The 19,072-nt window shown below is 55.8% G+C and carries 11 protein-coding genes and 7 pseudogenes; all 18 read right to left on the bottom strand.

Annotated features, from left to right (window positions below; translation table 11 throughout):
• Window positions 1–38 precede the first annotated feature (38 nt).
• A complete protein-coding gene (gene purH, locus JCM12539_RS05765; RefSeq protein ID WP_054649931.1) occupies window positions 39–1,568 on the bottom strand; it encodes a bifunctional phosphoribosylaminoimidazolecarboxamide formyltransferase/IMP cyclohydrolase in 1,530 nt (509 codons plus the stop codon).
• Window positions 1,568–2,139, bottom strand: a pseudogene (gene purN, locus JCM12539_RS05760) (phosphoribosylglycinamide formyltransferase). Before purN ends, purH begins: the two are co-directional and overlap by 1 nt.
• On the bottom strand, window positions 2,132–3,151 hold the full coding sequence (gene purM, locus JCM12539_RS05755) for a phosphoribosylformylglycinamidine cyclo-ligase (protein ID WP_054649929.1): 1,020 nt from the start codon (window positions 3,149–3,151) through the stop codon (window positions 2,132–2,134). The pseudogene purN and the gene purM overlap by 8 nt, the downstream one beginning before the upstream one ends.
• Window positions 3,148–4,604, bottom strand: a pseudogene (purF, locus tag JCM12539_RS05750) (amidophosphoribosyltransferase). The gene purM and the pseudogene purF overlap by 4 nt, the downstream one beginning before the upstream one ends.
• Window positions 4,589–6,798 (bottom strand): annotated as a pseudogene (purL, locus tag JCM12539_RS05745) (phosphoribosylformylglycinamidine synthase subunit PurL). The pseudogenes purF and purL overlap by 16 nt, the downstream one beginning before the upstream one ends.
• Window positions 6,785–7,468: a phosphoribosylformylglycinamidine synthase subunit PurQ gene (gene purQ / locus JCM12539_RS05740; RefSeq protein ID WP_054649927.1), complete on the bottom strand. Its 684-nt coding sequence runs from the start codon at window positions 7,466–7,468 to the stop codon at window positions 6,785–6,787. The pseudogene purL and the gene purQ overlap by 14 nt, the downstream one beginning before the upstream one ends.
• Complete coding sequence (purS, locus tag JCM12539_RS05735) at window positions 7,465–7,728, bottom strand: phosphoribosylformylglycinamidine synthase subunit PurS (protein WP_054649925.1); 264 nt, start codon at window positions 7,726–7,728, stop codon at window positions 7,465–7,467. The genes purQ and purS overlap by 4 nt, the downstream gene beginning before the upstream one ends.
• 3 nt (window positions 7,729–7,731) lie before the next feature.
• Window positions 7,732–8,456: pseudogene (locus JCM12539_RS05730) on the bottom strand (phosphoribosylaminoimidazolesuccinocarboxamide synthase).
• Window positions 8,456–9,588 (bottom strand): annotated as a pseudogene (purK, locus tag JCM12539_RS05725) (5-(carboxyamino)imidazole ribonucleotide synthase). The pseudogenes JCM12539_RS05730 and purK overlap by 1 nt, the downstream one beginning before the upstream one ends.
• Window positions 9,581–10,069, bottom strand: a complete 489-nt coding sequence (gene purE / locus JCM12539_RS05720; RefSeq protein ID WP_054649923.1) for a 5-(carboxyamino)imidazole ribonucleotide mutase — start codon at window positions 10,067–10,069, stop codon at window positions 9,581–9,583. Before purE ends, purK begins: the two are co-directional and overlap by 8 nt.
• 668 nt (window positions 10,070–10,737) lie before the next feature.
• A complete protein-coding gene (locus JCM12539_RS05715; RefSeq protein WP_054649921.1) occupies window positions 10,738–11,799 on the bottom strand; it encodes an ABC transporter substrate-binding protein in 1,062 nt (353 codons plus the stop codon).
• A gap of 14 nt (window positions 11,800–11,813) precedes the next feature.
• Complete coding sequence (locus JCM12539_RS05710) at window positions 11,814–12,620, bottom strand: ABC transporter permease (RefSeq protein WP_054649919.1); 807 nt, start codon at window positions 12,618–12,620, stop codon at window positions 11,814–11,816.
• Window positions 12,613–13,396: pseudogene (locus JCM12539_RS05705) on the bottom strand (ABC transporter permease). Before JCM12539_RS05705 ends, JCM12539_RS05710 begins: the two are co-directional and overlap by 8 nt.
• 44 nt (window positions 13,397–13,440) lie before the next feature.
• Window positions 13,441–14,529 (bottom strand): ABC transporter ATP-binding protein, encoded by a 1,089-nt coding sequence (locus JCM12539_RS05700; protein WP_054649917.1) that lies wholly within the window; start codon window positions 14,527–14,529, stop codon window positions 13,441–13,443.
• A 74-nt stretch (window positions 14,530–14,603) separates the two neighbouring features.
• Window positions 14,604–14,990 (bottom strand): hypothetical protein, encoded by a 387-nt coding sequence (locus JCM12539_RS13955; RefSeq protein ID WP_225350259.1) that lies wholly within the window; start codon window positions 14,988–14,990, stop codon window positions 14,604–14,606.
• Window positions 14,987–15,352 (bottom strand): hypothetical protein, encoded by a 366-nt coding sequence (locus JCM12539_RS13950; protein ID WP_225350258.1) that lies wholly within the window; start codon window positions 15,350–15,352, stop codon window positions 14,987–14,989. The genes JCM12539_RS13955 and JCM12539_RS13950 overlap by 4 nt, the downstream gene beginning before the upstream one ends.
• Window positions 15,353–15,411: 59 nt before the next feature.
• A pseudogene (locus JCM12539_RS13945) lies at window positions 15,412–16,727 on the bottom strand (cation:proton antiporter).
• Window positions 16,728–16,778: 51 nt separating this feature from the next.
• Window positions 16,779–17,717 carry a UDP-N-acetylmuramate dehydrogenase gene (gene murB, locus JCM12539_RS05690; protein WP_439645124.1) on the bottom strand — a complete coding sequence of 313 codons (939 nt, stop codon included), beginning with the start codon at window positions 17,715–17,717 and terminating at the stop codon, window positions 16,779–16,781.
• Window positions 17,718–19,072 lie beyond the last annotated feature (1,355 nt).

Here is a 19,072-nt window from a genome sequence, read left to right as displayed (position 1 = left end):
CGAGTCAACTGGCACCGTCAATGCCGCGGCGCCGTAACTTAATGCCGGAAATGCCGCACGCCGGTCGTGACCATCGCGATGCCGTACTCGTCGGCCATGTCAATCGATTCCTGGTCCCGAATGCTGCCACCCGGCTGAATAATCGCGCGAATGCCGTGCTGAGCCGCATATTCCACCGTATCGCCCATGGGGAAGAACGCGTCGCTCGCGAGTACGGCCCCCGCAAAGTTGTGGTGAGTTAGAGCCGCAGCCAGGGCAATTTCAGCGGAGCCAATCCGGTTCATTTGCCCAGCACCAATGCCGAGTGTCTGCCCGTCTTTGGCCACAACAATGGCGTTACTCTTGACGTGCTTCACCGCAATTTGGGCAAAGAGAAGTGCCCGTACCTGCTCGGGGGTGGGTGCCAGCTTCGTGACGACCGTTAAATCGTTGGCACCCTCCACCTGGTTATCTACCTCCTGAACAAGCAGGCCGCCACTCACCGAAACGGTTTCGGGCTCCCGTGCGCGTGGCTGGCTGTGGTCGGTCAAAGTCACCGTGAGGATACGCAAATTTTTCTTTTGCGCCAGCATGGCCAGGGCATCATCGTCGTAGCCCGGCGCCATAATAATTTCCAGAAATAGCGCGTGCATCTTGGTGGCGGTGGCCAGGTCCACGGTGCGGTTCAGCGCAATAATCCCGCCAAAGATGGAGGTGCTATCGGCCGCAAATGCTTTGTCCCACGCCTCCTCGATGTTGTCACCCTGACCGATGCCACATGGGTTCATATGTTTCATGGCCACAACGGTTGGTACGTCGAACTCGTTCACCGTCCGCAAAGCCGCGTCCGCATCCTTCATGTTGTTAAAGGACAACTCCTTGCCGTGCAATTGGTGTGCCGCCGCGATGGACGTTGCCGCTGGATAGGGTTCAGCGTAGAAAGCTGCCGCCTGGTGGCTATTTTCACCGTAACGCATGTCCTGCTGCTTGACGTAAGTCGGCGTGAACGTGTCCGGAAATTCCTCACCGGTTAGGTACGCAGCGATTTGCGCATCGTAGGCGGCCGTTACCCGGAACACCTTTGCGGCCAACCGTGAACGGAGAGCAACATCGTCAGTGTCGATGCCCGCGAGAACAGCGGCGTAATCATCCGGATCGACCACAGCCCAAACACTCGACGCATTCTTAGCCGCCGCACGCAAAGCGGACGGGCCGCCGATATCGATCTGCTCGATTGCATCGGCGCGGGCCACTCCTTCCTGGTGGATAGTTTCAGCAAAGGGGTAGAGGTTCACGCAGACAACGTCAATGGGCTCAATGTTCGCCGCCGCAATGGCTGCCATGTGTTCGGCACTTTCACGTCGGGCTAGGATACCGGCATGAATACGGGGATGCAAAGTTTTAACCCGGCCGTCCAGCATTTCTGGGAACCCCGTCACATCCGCAACACTCGTCACCGGCACACCCGCCCCCACCAGCTGGTCGTGGGTACCGCCCGTCGAAATAATTTCGAAACCACGTTCAACCAACCCTTGGGCAAACTCCACTAAACCATGTTTGTCAGAGACACTCAGTAATGCACGCTTCATTAAATTTTTCCCCCTTGAATTAACCGTTGTACCGTCGCTGGCAACAATTGGTGCTCCACCGCATGAATCCGCCGTGCTAAATCGTCGACACTCATACCCGGTTCAACACGCACCGCCTCCTGGGCAATAATTTGCCCCGAATCAATCCCCGCGTCCACAAAGTGCACCGTGACGCCGGTAATCTGCACGCCATAACGCCACGCATCCTCAATACCCGTCCGTCCGGGAAAACTAGGCAACAGGCTGGGTGTAGGTTAATGATGCGCTGCGGGTAGGCCGCTAATAACGTCGGCCCCAAAATACGCATATAGCCGGCCAAAACAATCAGGTCCACCTCTGGCAGCTGACTAACGATAGCCGCTTCGGCCGCCGCTTTGTCGACAAATTCACGGTAGTCGACCGTAATAATCGGTACACCAGCCAGCGCTGCTTTGCCCACCACCGGTGCCAGCGCGTGATCACATACCAACGCCTTGATTACCACGCCACTGTCCGGTTGGGCGAAGGCTTCCACCAACGCCTGAAAGTTACTACCCGTACCCGAAGCAAATACCGCAATCGATTTACTCATGCACGCCCTCCCGCCAGACAACAGCTTGCCCTGCCGCTCGGGGAACTACTTTCCCCACGCGCACGGCATCCGGGCACGCCGCTTGAATTGCCGACCAATGCTCAGGATCCAACGCGGCCACCATGCCCATGCCTAAATTGAAGGTTCGGCGCATTTCGTCTAGGGTAAGCTCCCCAGCTGTCTGCATACGGGTAAACAATTCCGGCCATGCCCATGAACCAACGTCGATTTCCGCCGCCAAAGTTGCGGGGAGCATACGCGGCACGTTATCCGTCCACCCACCGCCCGTGATGTGCGCCAGTCCGTGAACGTACCCGGCCTCGATGAGCGGCGTGATTGAACGCACGTAAATCCGGGTTGGCGTCAGTAGCGCCGCCACGACCGTGCGCCCATCCGCCAACGGTTGGTCGGCCAAACCGGTGGTATCCAACAAGTGTCTTACTAACGAAAAGCCGTTAGCGTGGACGCCCGTGCTGGGAAAACCCACTAGTAGGTCGCCCGCCTCGACGCCTCGCGGCAACGTGCGGTTCCGGTCGGCCACACCCACACCAAACCCAGCCAAATCAAAGTGGCCGCCCTGGTACAAGTCCGGCATCTCGGCGGTCTCCCCACCAATCAGAGCCATCCCCGCTTCCCGGCACCCAGACGCGATGCCCCCGACCAGTTCGGCGGCCAACTCTGGATCCAGGTGGCCCACCGCCATGTAATCGAGGAAGAATTGCGGGTATGCACCGTCGGCCAGCAAGTCATTGGCCACCATTGCAACCAAGTCGGTGCCGAGGCCGGCAACCTGGTGGTGTTGCTGCGCCAACAATACTTTGGTCCCCACCCCGTCGGTTGCGGCCAACACCACTGGGTTACTCAGCTCCGGCAGCGCGTACGCCGCGGCAAATCCGCCAATTTTGCTGACTACGTGCTCATTGTGTGTACTAGCGGCTAATGGTGCAAAGCGTTCAACCGCCGCTGCACCCGCCGTAATATCCACACCTGCCTCCCGGTATGCATCCGTCATGCGCTCACCTCCGCTACTTTGATGTTTAATTGTGACAATTCATCCTGTAGCGTGGCGGCATAGTCATCCAAAGGTGTGGGGTATTCGCCCGTAAAGTAAGCCACGCACAGCCCGTGGTGCGGCGCAGCCGTGGTCAGGCCCACGCTACGTTCCAACCCATCAACCGACAGAAAGCCCAGCGAATCCACGTGCAATATTTGCCGCATGTCCGCAACACTGTGGTTAGCCGCCATCAACTCGTGGGTTGACTGAATATCAATACCGTAAAAGCACGGGAAGCGTAGCGGCGGACTACTGATGCGTAGGTGTACTGCCGCCGCACCCGCATCCCGTAGCAATTTGACAATTTGTAGGGCAGTGGTGCCGCGCACCAGAGAATCATCTACCAGCACCACACGTTTCCCCGCGACAACCGGCCGAATTGCGCTCAACTTCATGCGGACACTCCGTTCGCGTAATTCCTGCGTCGGTTGGATAAATGTGCGGGCAACATACTGACTTTTAACTAACCCCATCTCGTAGGGAATTCCCGAGGCCTGAGCATAGCCCATAGCCGCCGAGAGCGAGGAATTGGGTACGCCACAGACAATATCGGCATCAACCGGCTGTTCGGCGGCTAACCGCTTACCCATGCGGACACGCGCCTGGTGTACGTTCACACCATGAATCTCTGAATCCGGGCGGGCAAAGTAGACGTACTCCATCGAGCACACGGCCAGCTCCGTTTTCGTCGTGTAGTGGTCGATACGCAATCCGTTCCGGTCCACTACTACTAGTCCACCTGGCGCCACATCCTGCACAAAGGTCGCCCCCACCGCATTTAGTGCGGCGGTCTCGCTGCACACCACGGTACCGCCATCAGGCAGGGTGCCGACCACCAGCGGTCGAAACCCATTAGGGTCGCTAGCCGCGTACAATCCGTGCTCGGTCAGCAACATAAAGGCAAAGCACCGTGCACCTGATTCAACGCCTCTTTGAGTTGATCGACGAAGTTCGTCTTGTCACTGCGACGGATCAGGTGCATCAATACCTCCGTATCGGACGTGGACTGAAAGATGGCACCCTCACGTTCCAACTGGGCCCGTAACGAGCGGGCGTTGGTCAAATTGCCGTTATGGGCCAACGCCACGTCGCCGGTCGTCGTAAAGCGGAACAACAACGGTTGGATGTTTTCCAAAACACGTCCACCCGCCGTAGAGTAGCGCACATGGCCCAGAGCGGCGCGCCCCTGCAGGCTAGCCAACTGGTCAGGCTTCGTGAACACCTCGGCCAGTAAGCCCAACCCGCGATGGCGGAGCATGCCCGCCCCCGTTAGGCCCACAATGCCGGCGCCCTCCTGCCCCCGATGCTGCAACGTGTGCAAACCGAGATAGGTGATGTCCGCGGCCGCCGGATTATTCCAAACGCCGAACAAACCGCACTCTTCATTAAGACCGTTTACTGCATCAGGCATGGGATCGCCTCCTCATAGCTTTGTTGTAAACGTGCAACTGGTAGGTCTAGCGTCGCGCCGTGCGCGTCTACCACCAGTCGAGCGACCGCCGTTGTGTGGCCAATCAACTGGGCACGCGACCCCATGACGGCTTCAAACTCAGCCGCCCGGTTGGAAGCGACGGTGACCAAAAAAACGGCTTTGCGTTTCGGCGAACAGCCATGTTGCCGGCACATCGTAGCTCACTGACGCACCCAATCCCCGACCAAAGGCCATCTCCGCGAGACCCACGGCAAACCCACCAATACTAAGATCGTGGGCAGCAGTGACCAAACCTGCGCGAATAGCATTCAGCAGGGCCTGCTGATTATGCTGCTCCGCGTCAAGGTCAAAGTCGAACAGGCGTCCAGATACACCACCCGTGACCATTTTCTGCAACTCGGTGCCGTTGAAGTCCGCGCCGGTCTGGCCTACCAAGTAGAGACGATCATTCGGTTGCTGAAAAGTATTAGGTGTGATGTCGTCCAGGTCAGTCACCAGCCCGACCATCCCAATCATTGGCGTCGGATAAATTGCTGCACCGTCAGTCTCGTTGTACAACGAGACGTTACCCGAAATAACGGGCGTGTTCAGTGCCTTAGTTGCTGCAACAATCCCGCGTGCGGACGCGGATAATTCATAAAAGTGTTCCGGGTTAGTGGGATCACCGTAATTCAGGCAGTCAGTCACCCCTAACGGTTCTGCACCGGTGGCCACCAAGTTGCGCGCCGCTTCCGCGACCACCATGGCACCGCCACGCTCGGGATCAAGGTACAAGTACCGCCCATTGCTGTCGGTAGTCACCGCCAACGCCCGGTGCGTGCCCCGTACCCGGATGACCCCCGCATCGGCGCCGGGAAGAACCACCGTGTTCGTCTTAACCTGTGAGTCGTACCGCTGGAATAGACTCCGCTTACTGGCAATCGTTGGTTGGGCCATCATGTCCAACACGTGGCCTCTGGATTATCGAGGACGGGTTCAAAGTCGGCGGCTGGGTGAGCCAAGCGTTCCGGCCGGATCCCCACCTGGTGGTAAACCGGCGCGTCATCCGTGAGCAAACTCACCGGCACGTCGCACACCAACTTTCCATCTTGTACTAGTTGGTACTGCTGACCGTCAGTGACCCGGCCGATTACAACGGCGTCAAGACCACTTTGGGTAAACACATCCATCACTTCCTGCTCGGCCCCGGCCTGAACACATAGCAGCATTCGTTCCTGCGACTCCGAGAGCATAATTTCGTATGGCGTCATCCCCGGTTCCCGCTGGGGCACCAAGTCCAGGTCGAGCAACATACCCGCCCCGGCTTTGTCAGCCATCTCGACACTGGAGCTCACCAGACCAGCAGCCCCCATATCTTGGATGCCCACCAACACATCACGGTGTGCCCGCGACACGTCGAGGCAAGCATCAGTGAGGAGCTTCTCCATGAACGGATCACCCACCTGGACGGCCGCACGGTCTGCATCCGCCGCATCGCTAAACTCCGCCGAGGCAAAGCTGGCTCCGTTAATACCGTCGCGGCCGGTCTTTGCACCCACATAAATGATGGCGTTACCAGCACCAGCCGCTCGACCGCGCTGGATTGCGTCCCGGTCCATCACGCCCACACACATGGCGTTCACGAGCGGATTCTTCGCGTAGGTCGCATCGAAGTTGGTTTCCCCGCCAATGGTAGGAATCCCGATGGCGTTGCCGTAACCACCAATTCCGGCGACCACGCGATCAACGAGGTGCCGGACGTGCGCGTCGTCCAGTTCACCAAAGCTGAGCGAATCCAGTAACGCAACGGGTTCTGCCCCGATGGAAAAGATGTCGCGGATGATACCACCGACCCCGGTCGCGGCCCCTTCGTATGGCTCAACGGCACTCGGGTGGTTGTGGCTTTCGGCTTGAACACGACGGCTTTGCCTTCGCCAATATCAATCACGCCGGCGCCCTCACCGGGACCCATCAGCACGCGGTCGTTATGCGTCCAAAACTGCTTTAGTATTGGCTTACTGTACTTGTACGCACAATGCTCGCTCCACATGCCCGAAGCCAGGCCCACCTCGGTAAAGTTTGGTAACCGACCGAGTTTGTCCGCCAGACGTTGGTATTCCTCCTCGGTCAAACCCCAATCTAAATACGGTTTGCGTGCGGCAACTTCCTCCGGTGCTAGCTCAACGACTGGCATAGGTGGCCTCCTTTGTGGCTGCAAGTAACGAAGTAAATACGCCCAAACCATCGGTGCCGCCTAACAGGGACTCCACCGCCCGTTCGGGATGGGGCATCATCCCCAGTACGTTACCCGCACGGTTGGTGATGCCCGCAATATCGTGAACGCTACCGTTAGGATTTTCCCGATAACGGAACACCACCTGACCGTGCGCTTCCAGCTCAGCAATGGTACCCGCATCGGCGTAGTAATTGCCCTCGCCATGAGCAATGGGCAGGGTAATCGTCGTACCGGGTGCAAAGCGGTTAGTGAACGGCGTCCGCACGTTCTCCACCTTCAGGGACGTAGGTGCACAAACAAAGTCCAACTGGGTGTTACTTTGCAGCGAACCCGGAAGCAGGCCCGCTGCAGTCAAAATTTGAAAGCCATTACAGATACCCATGACGAAACCACCAGCATCGGCAAAGTGCCGTACGGCCGTCATGACCGGAGCAACGCTGGCAATCGCACCGCTGCGTAAGTAGTCGCCGTACGAAAAGCCTCCCGGAATCATCACCACGTCAAATCCTGACAATGTGGTGGCCGTTGCTGGTACGATTTCGGCGCAGCCCCCCGCAACCTGCTGGGTGGCCCAAACCAAGTCCTGGTCGCAATTGGAGCCAGGAAAACTCAGCACCGCCGCCCTCATGCTGTGGCCCCCTGTAACGGTGTCACGGTGAAGCGGTATGTTTCCATGTTGACGTTAGCCAGCAGTTGGTCGCAAATGCGTTCGACCTGGTCGTTGGCAGCCTCGATAGTGGGTGCGTTCAGGGTTAGTTCAAAATATTTACCCACCATAACGGTCGCAATATTGTCGTCGCCTAATCGCCCTAACGCTTTATGGATGGCCTCAGCCTGAGGATCCAGTACCGATGGTTTGTAATTCACGTTAATGACTGCCTTGAACATGACTTATACCTCCTGTGGGTGTGCTGCCAGCCGGTTGAGCACTTCGGCGTAAACTGGGGTTAACGGTCCTGCATCTTTACGGAAAACATCTTTGTCCAAAGATAGGCCGGTGTCCGCGTCGACTAATCGCATATTGTCTGGGGACAATTCATCGGCTAACACTAGGGTCCCGTCGGCTAAACGACCAAACTCAAGTTTGAAATCCACCAACGTAATGCCAATCTCGGCAAACCGACGGGATAACCACGTGTTCACCGTGTCCGTCATGCGCTTCATGGCCGCCAGCGTCTCCTCATCACTAATTCCTAAAGCAATGACCTGTGCGTCGTTAATGAAGGGGTCATCCAGGTCGTCCGACTTCAGGTAAAACTCGTGCACCGGTGGATCAAGCTTCATCATTGGCGTTGCATTAAACTTAGTGACGAAATGGCCGGAAGCAAAGTTGCGGAGCACGGCCTCCAACGGAACCATCTTGGCCTTCCGCACCAACATATCCTGGCCGTCCAGGTCCTGAACAAAGTGGGTCGGCACCCCAGTAGCAGATAACTCTTTGAACAACAGGCCTGAGATTTGGAGGTTCAACGTGCCTTTGCCGTCAATGATGACCTTCTTCTTCCCGTTGAGGCCGTGGCCTGATCTAAATAGTGCACCCATAATAGTTCGGGGTTATCCGTACTAAATACTTGCTTAGCCTTACCCACGTACAACAACTCACCTTTGGTTACCACTATTTAACCTTCCTTCCTAGCTGTACCTGTCCCAACAAATCTAGTTGTGTATCCCCGACAGATCCCGTTACGGTAATGTGCCCCATCTTGCGACCGGTGCGCACAGCCGCTTTACCGTAATCATGTAGGTGCCATTCGGGATGTTCTGTCCATTCCGCGCGTGCCGCCAACAAATCATCGCCCAGCAGGTTCCGCATCACCGCGCGTTCCTCTAACCGAATACGCGGAATGGGTAACCCACAAATGCTGAGGACGTGCGCGGTAAACTGCGAAACGTTGCAGGCCTCAATGCTGTAATGCCCCGAATTATGCGGTCGCGGGGCCAGTTCGTTCACCAGCACGCCGGTGTCAGTGGCAAATAGTTCAATGCCAAGCACACCGCGCAGGTCGAGCCCCTCAGCGATATTGGTCGCCAGCTGGTCAATCTGCTGACGCACCCCTTCGTCCAGCCGGGTGCCGGGGCCAGAGTCGTGTGGAGAATATGGTCAACGTGCCGGTTCTCCACGACCGGAAAGGTGCGTACCCGGTCACGACCATCACGGGTCACCATCAACGATAACTCCCGGTGAAAATGTGCCCGCCGCTCTAAAATGCACGGTGCCTTTGCGGCTAATTGACGCGCCGCACCTAAATCGGCAGGACCGTTCAAATCCTGTTGGCCGTGACCGTCGTACCCACCGGTCGCGGTTTTCAGGATGGCCGGGTACCCAATCTGTGCGATTGCCCCGGCCAAACTGTCCGCATTGGGCACGCTGACAAAGTCGGTGACGGGTACCCCCGCAACGTCGCGTAAGAAGGTCTTTTCGCGGATACGGTCCCGCGTGATGGCCAGTAATTCAGTACCCTGGGGGACGCTGGTCATGGTCGCCACACGTTTCAACGCGACGAGGTCAACGTTCTCAAACTCGTAGGTTAAAACATCACTACGCCGCGCTAGTTCTATCAACGCATCCTGATCACTGTACGGAGCCGTGATTTGGAAGTCAGCCACCTGCCCAGTCGGTGAATCGGGCGTTGGTTCCAGCGTACCCACACGGTAACCCATCGACCGGGCCGCAATGGCAATCATGCGGCCCAATTGACCGCCCCCGATGATGCCGATAGTGGCTGGGGGAATGATCGGCTTAATCATCTAACGTGGCCTCACTTTCAATCGCGCGCCGGGTTTGTGCTGAGCGGAAGTTTTGCAACCGGTCGGCAACGCGGCTATCCGTGACGGCGAGAATAGCCGCAGCAAACAAAGCCGCATTGACCGCCCCAGCATCCCCAATGGCCATCGTCGCGACGGGTACGCCGCCCGGCATTTGCACAATGGACAGTAGTGAATCCATTCCCGATAATGTTCGTGTTTTGATGGGCACACCAATCACCGGCAACGTGGTATTAGCCGCCAACATCCCCGGTAAATGTGCCGCACCGCCCGCGCCGGCGATAATGACGTTATAACCGCCGTTACGAGCATCGCGACCAAATTTAGTCAATGTTTCAGGCATTCGGTGTGCCGAAATAACCTTGGTATCATAGTCAATCTCAAGTTCTGATAACTGCTTTACCGCTAACCGCATCGTGGGCCAATCAGAGGTTGATCCCATCACCACTGCCACCTTTGTCATCGGTTTGCTCCTTTGTCGTTTGATGTGATGAGTGTAGCACGGATTGCGGGACGGTTCAACGTAAAATCGGAACAATTTTATTGTTCGTGTTTTTAATGTTCGTCTTTTGCTAGGCATACGGCAATGCTGAGTTTGCCAACAGCGGATAGTACGCGTAATGGATCACAGCAATAGCTTCGGTCTGCATGCTATAACACTACGGCCTCTCGGCGATGCTTACCGCGTTACTCGTGCGGATGCAAACGAGCTGCGCAGGCCAGAAAGCGACGTATAAGGTACTACCACCAAAAGGCCAAGTGCTCGGTGTAACCAACCTGGTGTGAGAATGCTGCATCGCTCTCGCGTTACTCGTGCGTATGAAAACGAGCGGAGCAGGCCAGAAAGCGACGTATAAGCATACCCGAACAAGAATCCAAGTGCGGGATTCTCGTCCGGGTATGCTTATACTCTGCTTTCTAAACGGCCTGCTCCGCTCTCTGCCTCTAAAACGAGCTCCGCCCCGCAGAAACCGACGTATAAGCAAGACCGGACAAGAATCCAAGTGCGGGATTCTCGTCCGGTCTTACTTATACTCTGGTTTCTAACCGCGGGGCTGCGCTCTCTAAAAAAAAGTCGGCCCAACCGCGGGTTTACCCCCATCTGGTTGGACCGACTTTCACGTAGTATTGCTATTTTCTGTACATTTTAAACTCAAGGAACAAGTCATTATATTCGCGGACCACCTTGGGTGCCAGGTCATCGTAAACCTCTAAATGCTGCATGGTCTGCGCATCCGGGTAGAACTGCCGGTCATGACGCACCGCTGCCGGTAGCAACGCCTTCGCCTTGTCGTTCGGTGTAGCGTAGCCGACATACTCTGCGTTCTGCGCCGCATTTTCTGGGCGCATCATGAAGTTCAGGAATGCATAAATTGCCTTGTAGTGTTTGGCCGTCCGCGGAATGACCAAGTTGTCAAACCAGAGGTTACTACCCTCACTCGGAACGACGTAGTGCAGGTGCTTATTCTCACCCAGCATCTCGCTGGCCTCACCCGACCAATCCACCGCAATTGCCGCCTCGTCCTGCTCCATGTACATCTTAATTTCATCCGCCACGACGGCCTTTACGTTAGGGGTCAACGCGTCGAGCTTGGCCTTCGCCGCTACCAGCGTTGGCCGGTCAGTCGTGTTCACCGACTTGCCAAGCGACACCAGACTCATCCCCATAATGTCCCGAGCCGAATCAATGAGCATAATATCACCACGATACTTACGCGCCCACAAATCATCCCAGTGCTGAATACTACCCGGGCGCACGTACCGATCGTTATAAATGATCCCCAGCGTGCCCCAGAAATAAGGAATGGAATACTGGTTGTCCGGGTCAAAACTCCGGTTCATAAAGGCCGTACCAAAGTTGCTCAAGCCGTGCAGCCGTGACTTGTCCAACCGCACGAGGAGGCCCTCTTTGCGCATCTTCGCCACCATGTACTCACTCGGAACCGTTAAGTCGTAGTCCGTTCCACCCTGCTTGACTTTGGTATACATACCCTCGTTGCTATCGAACGTTTCAACGTTCACGTGGAATCCGGTTTCCCGCTCAAACTTCTTAATCAATTTGGGGTCGATGTAGTCGCCCCAATTGGCCAGGTTAAGCGTGTTGCCACCAGTATCCCCCGTGGACGCCGACAGCCGGTTACTACCAACCGCCAACCCCAGGCAGGCGACAATAATGGCACAGGCCAGTGCAATTAATTTTTTTCATGCTAACGGGTCACCCCCCGCTTTTTGGTCTTCCGGGCACTCTGACCTTGCTGAACAAAGTAGTAGCCCACCACCAGCACCAATGCAAAGAGGAACATTATCCCGGACAGCGCGTTAATTTCGAGGCTAATACCTTGCCGCGCACGTGCGTATATTTCAACGGATAGGGTTTCAAAGCCGTTGCCAGTAACAAAGAACGTGACCGCAAAATCATCCAGTGAGTACGTCATCGCCATAAAGAAGCCGGCAAAGATGCCTGGGGTGATGAACGGAATGATGACGTCCTTCAACACCTGAACGTTCGAGGCACCAATATCCCTCGCCGCATCAATCAAGGAGCCCGATAACTCCCGCAACTTTGGCAAGACCATCAGCACCACAATCGGGATGGAAAATGCTATGTGGCTGAGCAATACGGACGTAAAGCCCAGCGGCAGGCGCAAAGCAGTGAAGAAAATCAGGAAGCTGGCACCAATAATGACGTCCGGACTGACCATCAAAATATTGTTCAACGACAGAATTGTGTTGCGCATTGACGGGCGTGTGGTGTTGTTAATCGCCAAGGCTCCCAATGTACCGATAATGGTGGCAATCAGTGCTGATAGTAGCGCCACAATGAGTGTATCCAACACAATCTGAATCATCCGGGGATCGGCAAATAGCTCCTGGTAATGACGCCACGTGAACCCCCGATAGTTGGTCATGCGCTCCCCCTCCGAGAAGGAGTAGAGAATCAGGTAACCAATCGGCAGGTACAGCACAATAAACGTCAGGATCAAGTATAAGTTAGACCACTTAAATTTACGCACGGTGAATCACCCGCCCTTTCCGGTGCTGGCGTTCACTGGTCAATAACATAATGATGACCATGGCGACAATGAGCACCACGCCAATCGTGGAGCCCATCCCCCAGTTCATCGTGGTGAGGAAGTGTTCCTCGATGGCGGTCCCCAACGTGATGACCCGGTTACCACCAATGAGTCGCGTCAACATGAAGAGGCTCAGGCTGGGAATGAAAACCGCCTGCACACCGCTTTTGACACCCGACAAGCTGAGTGGAAAGACCACTTTGGTAAAAGTCTGCCACCCGCTAGCGCCAAGGTCCTTACTGGCGTTAACCAGCCCCTCATTCAATTCCTCAATCGCGTTAAAAATTGGCAGAATCATAAACGGAATTTCAATGTACGCGGCAACCAATATGAAGGCCGCATCCGTGAACAGGAACTGATGCGGTGCCATCCCCATGGCACCCAAGAGGTTATTCAGGGCACCATGTTTACCCAGAATTCCAATGAACGCATACGCCTTCAGTAATAAGTTAATCCAAGTGGGCATGATAATGAGCAATAACCATAATTGCTTGTGCTTGGTGTAATGCAAAAAGTACGCCGCCGGATAACTCACCAGTAGTGTCGCCGCAGTAATGAGCAACGCATACCATACCGAGTTAAAGGTCATCGCCAGGTACGTACCCGACTGAAAGTACTCCGCATAATTACTCAGGGTAAAGTGGCCGTTGATGTCAAAAAAAACTTTGGTAACAAATCAGCACCACGGGCGCAATTACGAACAGTCCCAACCACAGGAAGTACGGGACGTAATAGCCGCATTAACGGTTTTACGCATGGCCTATTCCTCCTCGTAGCTCTCCAAACGCGCATCAAAGTCTTCTTCCGACTCACCAAACCGCATAACGTGGATGTCTTCGGGGTCAAAGTAGAGGCCCACTAGCCCATCCTCAGATGCTGGATTGGTGGAATGGATCAACCACTCATTTTGGGCGTCATCGTAAGCCACGATCTCGTAGTAGTCACCCCGGAACAACTGCGTATCGACCCGCACCGCCACTTTGCCGTGCTCCAAATCCGTCACGTCCAGGTCCTCAGGCCGTAGAACGACCTCCACGGGCTCGTTAGGCCGCATACCCGCATCCGCACAGTCGAAGGTTTTGCCGTTAAACTGAACGCGGTAATCGGCAATCATCCGGCCTGTCACAATATTACTCTGGCCAATAAAATCGGCGACAAAGTGGTTGATGGGCTCGTCATAAATGTCGACCGGGGTGCCACTTTGCTGCACCTGGCCGTCATTCATGACAAAAATTTCGTCGGATAACGCCAACGCCTCCTCCTGGTCGTGGGTAACGAACAGGAAGGTGATACCCAGGCGCTGCTGCAGGTCACGTAATTCGTACTGCATATCTTGGCGCAACTTGGCGTCCAAAGCCGATAGCGGCTCGTCCAGCAACAGCACCTTTGGCTCCAGCACGATTGCCCGGGCAATTGCGACACGTTGCTGCTGACCACCAGACAACTCGCTAATCATCCGGTCACCCAGGTTGTCTAACCGCACCATGTGCAGGGCGTCCTGCACACGCGTCATGATGGCTGGCTTATCCACTTTGCGAATACGCAAGCCGTACGCAACGTTATCAAAGACGTCCATGTGGGGAAATAACGCGTAGTCCTGAAAGACGGTGTTCACATCCCGTTGGTTCGCGGGGATATCGTTCACCCGCTGCCCGGCAATCATAACGTCGCCACCACTCACGCTGAGGAAACCCGCGATGGCCCGCAAAATGGTGGTTTTACCGCTACCAGAGGGGCCTAATAACGTGTAAAACTTACCCGCTTCCAGACTGATGTCGATGTCTTGCAGTACGGTAGTATCACCGTAATTTTTAAAAACATGGCGTAACTCTACGATTGGTGCTGCCAATGTACCTTCCCCCATATCTATGTATTACCAGTGCCAGGTTACCCAACGGCACTAGTCCCTCTACTGACGTTAAACTACGACGCATCATCCACATCCGCCAAGTTCGCGGCGTTTTCGGTATAACTCACGTCGGCGCTCAGCTTAGTCGCCATCCCGGTGGTAATATAACCGTTATCCATTAACCGTCGAATAGCGGTACGTTCGGCGGCGAATCCCAGTAGCCGGAGCCGGCGAAGTTCATCATCATAATCTGTGTTGCGTTTCTTCCCGGCCGCCTTGGCGTTGGCAATCCGGTTACGGTAGTGCACCACCTGGGCGTACACCATCTGCCGGTCGTACTGCTGCGCCTGCTCCGGTTGTTGGCGCATCACGGCGCTGAGGTGCTTCAAGCCACCTTTGGCCGTTTCTTTCTCAACCAATAGCTGCTCGCTATAGTGGTGGCCATCACGCCGGTCAATCAACGTAGATGTGCCACTCCCCGCTTGATTTGTCGCCAGCGGTGGCGGAACCATGCGGACACACTACGGCGCCCCGCATGCGCGAGCGAACGGTCGATATCCTCCACCCGCTGCTGAATGCGATCCCGGGTCTCAATGTAAGTATCCGCCAGAATCCGGCCTTCACGCCAAAGCTGTGTGAGGGCCTGTTGCTCTCCGGTTAGACCGATACGCCGTAGGTTCAGTTCGTCGGCTAGCAGCGGCGGGATGGCGTCATCAGGTTTATCCGCATTGATAAACGCCAACCGGCGAATCCGCGCCTGGTACTCCGCGAGTAAGTCCAATGCTGGTTTCTGGTTTTCCGTCCGCCGTTCAGACTCAATCATCCGTACGGCCGATTGTAAGGTGTAACTTTGCGCTTCTGGAAATGACAGTTGTGCTGCGGCTACCTCATCTTCGTCGTCATCAGTATCATCGAGGTCGCCTGATCAGCAGCAGCCAAAGCCGCAGAGTCACCACGGCCTTGCACCACGACCCGCTCACGGGTAATGATCGGTAACGCAATAGACGCCACCACGAGACTCAGGATAACGACCCCCGCGGCAACAAAGAGAATCAGCGCTCGGCCCGGAAAGCCATCCCCCCCAGCAACGGTCAGCGGCAACGACAACACACCAATGAGGGTGATGGCGCCCCGCACCCCGGAAATGCCGGTAACCACTGCCTGCTGAAATGGTGGCCAACGCCACGCCTGTCCCCGACGCTGGGAGCGGCGGGCAGTGAGCAACATGTTGCCGTACAGCCAGGCCACACGGACCACAAGCAGGATTACGTACATCAGCACCACCAACAGTAATGCTTCAGATGTGCTGGCCTGCTCGTTTTTAATGGTCGCCCCCATTGCCACCGGCAGCTCCATGCCCAGGAGCACGAAGATAATGCCGTTCAGCAGGTAAACCACAATGTCCCAAGTACGCTCTGACACTAGGCGGAGCTCGGGTAGGACCGCACTTTGCAGCCCGGGTTGACCATTACTCAGCAACCCGGCAATCACAACGGCAATTACGCCAGAGGAGTGCAACAGCTCGTCCGCCACAAAGTAAATGATAAACGGCGTAAGAATTTGTAACACGGTGTGTAACGCGTAGTCATTAATTCCCTGTTTAAGCAACCAGCGGCGCAATCCGTTAATTAGCAAGATTAGGACCGTGCCCACCAGCAACCCCACCACGCTGACGTAAAAAAAAGTCGCGCACGGCGTTGCAAAATGAACGTGCCGGAGACCGCGGCCGCAACCGCATACTTAAAACTAATCAACCCACTGGCATCGTTAATCATACTTTCGCCGGAGACCAGGTTCAGCACGGTTCGCGGCAGGTGAATACGCGCGGCCAGCCCCTGGACGGCAATCAGGTCAGTTGGTGACAAAATCGCGGCCAACGCAAAGGCGGCGGCCAACGGCGTACTGGGCGATAGCAAGTGGAAAAGCCAACCACCAATCAAAGTCGAGGCCAGAACTAGCAACACCGCGTTGCCTAAAATGGGACCGCGTAAATACCACAACTGTCGTTTGGGGTAGTGCCGCCCATCGTTAAACAGCAACGGCGCCATGAATAACAGCATGAACCAGTCGGTACTGACCTGCAATTCAACTTTGAACGTCAACGCAACAATCAACCCCAGCGCGGCCTGAATCAACGCCACGGGGACGACCACTAGGTAGCGGTTAATAACGCTACCTAAAATAACGAGGGCGACCATCGCCATGATACTTTCAATTAGCTCCACGATAGCCCCCCTAACCATAATAATTTATTCCGGATCATACCCCGTATGGTGCTCAGGGTGCGCCGGTTCTTCACCAATAATACGTACTTCGGGTTGCAGGTCTACGTGAAACATTGGATCAACGTGCGCCTGGACAAAGTGGATCATGTCCACGTAGTCCGTCGCGGTGGCATGATTTATGTTCACAATAAACCCGGCGTGTTTCCGGGAAACCTGGGCCCCGCCAATCACGTGCCCCTGCAGACCCGCCTGCTGAATCATGGGACCAACAAAGTGACCCTTGGGACGCTTAAATACGCTCCCACACGAGGGGTACTCGAGCGGCTGGCGGGCGGCGCGACGAGCGTTGAGCTCATCCATTTCGGCCCGGATAGCCGTGGCGTCACCAGGACGTAGGTCAAAGGTGGCGCTGAGGACAATATCACCCGTTCCCTGAATATAGGAATGGCGGTAGCTAAAGTCCATTTGGGCGGCGGTATAGGTCTTAAATTCCCCGTCGCGCGTCAAGACATCGACGCTGGCGAGACACTCACTGACTTCACCACCGTAGGCCCCGGCGTTCATGAATACGGCGCCGCCGACTGAGCCCGGGATACCCGCGGCAAACTCCAACCCCGACAAGCCGGCTGCACCAGCAGCATCAGCGGTATCGATAATCCGGGCACCGGCTGACGCGGTTACGCCGGTAGCGGTAACCCTAATCTCGTGCATAGCGGTGAGAATAATGGTGAGGCCACGAATGCCACCGTCACGCACGATGAGGTTGCTGGCGTTACCGATGACGGTCAGGGGCACCTTTTCAATTTGTGCGTAGTCGACCAGTGCGTGGACTTGCTCCACCGTTTCGGGAAAGGCCAACATGTCGGCGGGACCACCCGTTTTGGTAAAGGTATAGTTGGACAAAGGTTCGTCCACCATCACCGGCAGACCGGCGACTGTTTTTGTTGCTACTGACACCATCATCACGTCCGTTTCCAATTTGTTCGTTGGTACACTTTTGCGCACCCATACTGGTAAAATTCTAACATATATAGGCCGCGTGGTGTAGCAACTGGTGGGCCCGTGCAGGCAAAGTGGCGATGGAGTTGCAGCTTTCGTGCCCTACGCCGTGATTGCTACAATAATGGTTGCCGGCAGCGTTGGCCGGGTTGGTGAGCTACGGCTTTCGTGGGCACTCCGCGGCAATCCACTGCTAGGGCGAAACCTACAACTCGCCAAGTGCATGCGAGTTTCCGGTGCGATTCTTAGCCCACCCGGAAAACCACCGGCTGGGCTAAGAACTCGTCGCGTTCTAATGGCTAAAGCCATAAGAACGTTGCACCCCGGCAGTGTTGCCACTCCGGCCCACACGCCTTCACTCACCAACCCGACCGACGCGGCCTCACACTATATTGCATCCACGTCTCCGTGCGCGCCGCGTCCCCACCAAAGACCGTCCGCTAGTTCCCAATAGTGGGAGAAGAAAACGGGGAAGAAAACGAATGAATCTGAAACAATCCGGCCCAGAAAGTTGGTACACAACAAATTTCCCCAACCCGATAGAACCGTTAACGCCAACATATTTATCAATTATTAAACCATTCTCTACGACAAACCCGGGATAATAAGCGAATGATAATGTTCCGTAGTAGCACACATACACCATTTGATGACAACTGCCGTAATAATGAAATACGTTTAAACTGTCCCGCGGCTTTAGAATAACTAGTTCTTGCATATCATAGAATGACTGATAACTCTGAAACTGTATCAACGGTGCACTGCAAAAATCAACACAATTGTTAGTTAACGACAACCACGCTCAACTACCGGTAACTCGTAAGCGAGCTTTGGGACGGCTGTTCCGTACCCAAAGGTGTAACTGCTACCGTAGTGTGAGGCCGCGTCGGTCGGACCGGTGCGCGGAGGCGTGTGGGGTCGGAATGGTTACCACTGCCACTATGCGTCGGGAGCCCGCGGGTGTCCTTTGGGGTGGGGGCGTCGTGTCCAGAGACGTGGTTGCACTAGTAGCGAGACGTCGTGCCGGTCGGAACGGTGAGCGGAGGCATGTGAGGTCGTAATGGTAAGTACTGCCACGACATAACGGGAACCCGTGGGTGACCTTTGGGACGGAGGCGTCGTGCCCGGAGACGTAGTTGCTGCGACCCCAGAGCGCTGTTCGAGCGTAGCGAGTTACAGCGGCAGATTCTGTAGACAAAGCGGTTTCCTTTGTCTACAGAATCCGCGGGAGGCCGGCACGGCCGGAGCGTGCGGGTGTAGCAACCTACGGCGTAGGGCACGTAAGCCGCAGTCCCAAAGGCCACCGCGCGTCGCACCAC

It is taken from the genome of Lacticaseibacillus pantheris DSM 15945 = JCM 12539 = NBRC 106106 (genome assembly GCF_001311175.1).
Taxonomy (GTDB): Bacteria; Bacillota; Bacilli; order Lactobacillales; family Lactobacillaceae; genus Lacticaseibacillus; species Lacticaseibacillus pantheris.
The sequence above is the reverse complement of the archived record's forward strand: the minus strand, read 5'-3'. Positions and strand labels throughout refer to the sequence as shown.

Excerpts from the sequence above, each read along its gene's own strand:
- purH (WP_054649931.1), bottom strand. The coding sequence starts at position 1,568 with ATGAAGCGTGCATTACTGAGTGTCTCTGACAAACATGGTTTAGTGGAG.
- purM (WP_054649929.1), bottom strand. The coding sequence starts at position 3,151 with ATGACGGATGCATACCGGGAGGCAGGTGTGGATATTACGGCGGGTGCA.
- purQ (WP_054649927.1), bottom strand. The coding sequence starts at position 7,468 with ATGAGGGCGGCGGTGCTGAGTTTTCCTGGCTCCAATTGCGACCAGGAC.
- purS (WP_054649925.1), bottom strand. The coding sequence starts at position 7,728 with ATGTTCAAGGCAGTCATTAACGTGAATTACAAACCATCGGTACTGGAT.
- purE (WP_054649923.1), bottom strand. The coding sequence starts at position 10,069 with ATGACAAAGGTGGCAGTGGTGATGGGATCAACCTCTGATTGGCCCACG.
- JCM12539_RS13950 (WP_225350258.1), bottom strand. The coding sequence starts at position 15,352 with ATGATTGAGTCTGAACGGCGGACGGAAAACCAGAAACCAGCATTGGAC.
- murB (WP_439645124.1), bottom strand. The coding sequence starts at position 17,717 with ATGATGGTGTCAGTAGCAACAAAAACAGTCGCCGGTCTGCCGGTGATG.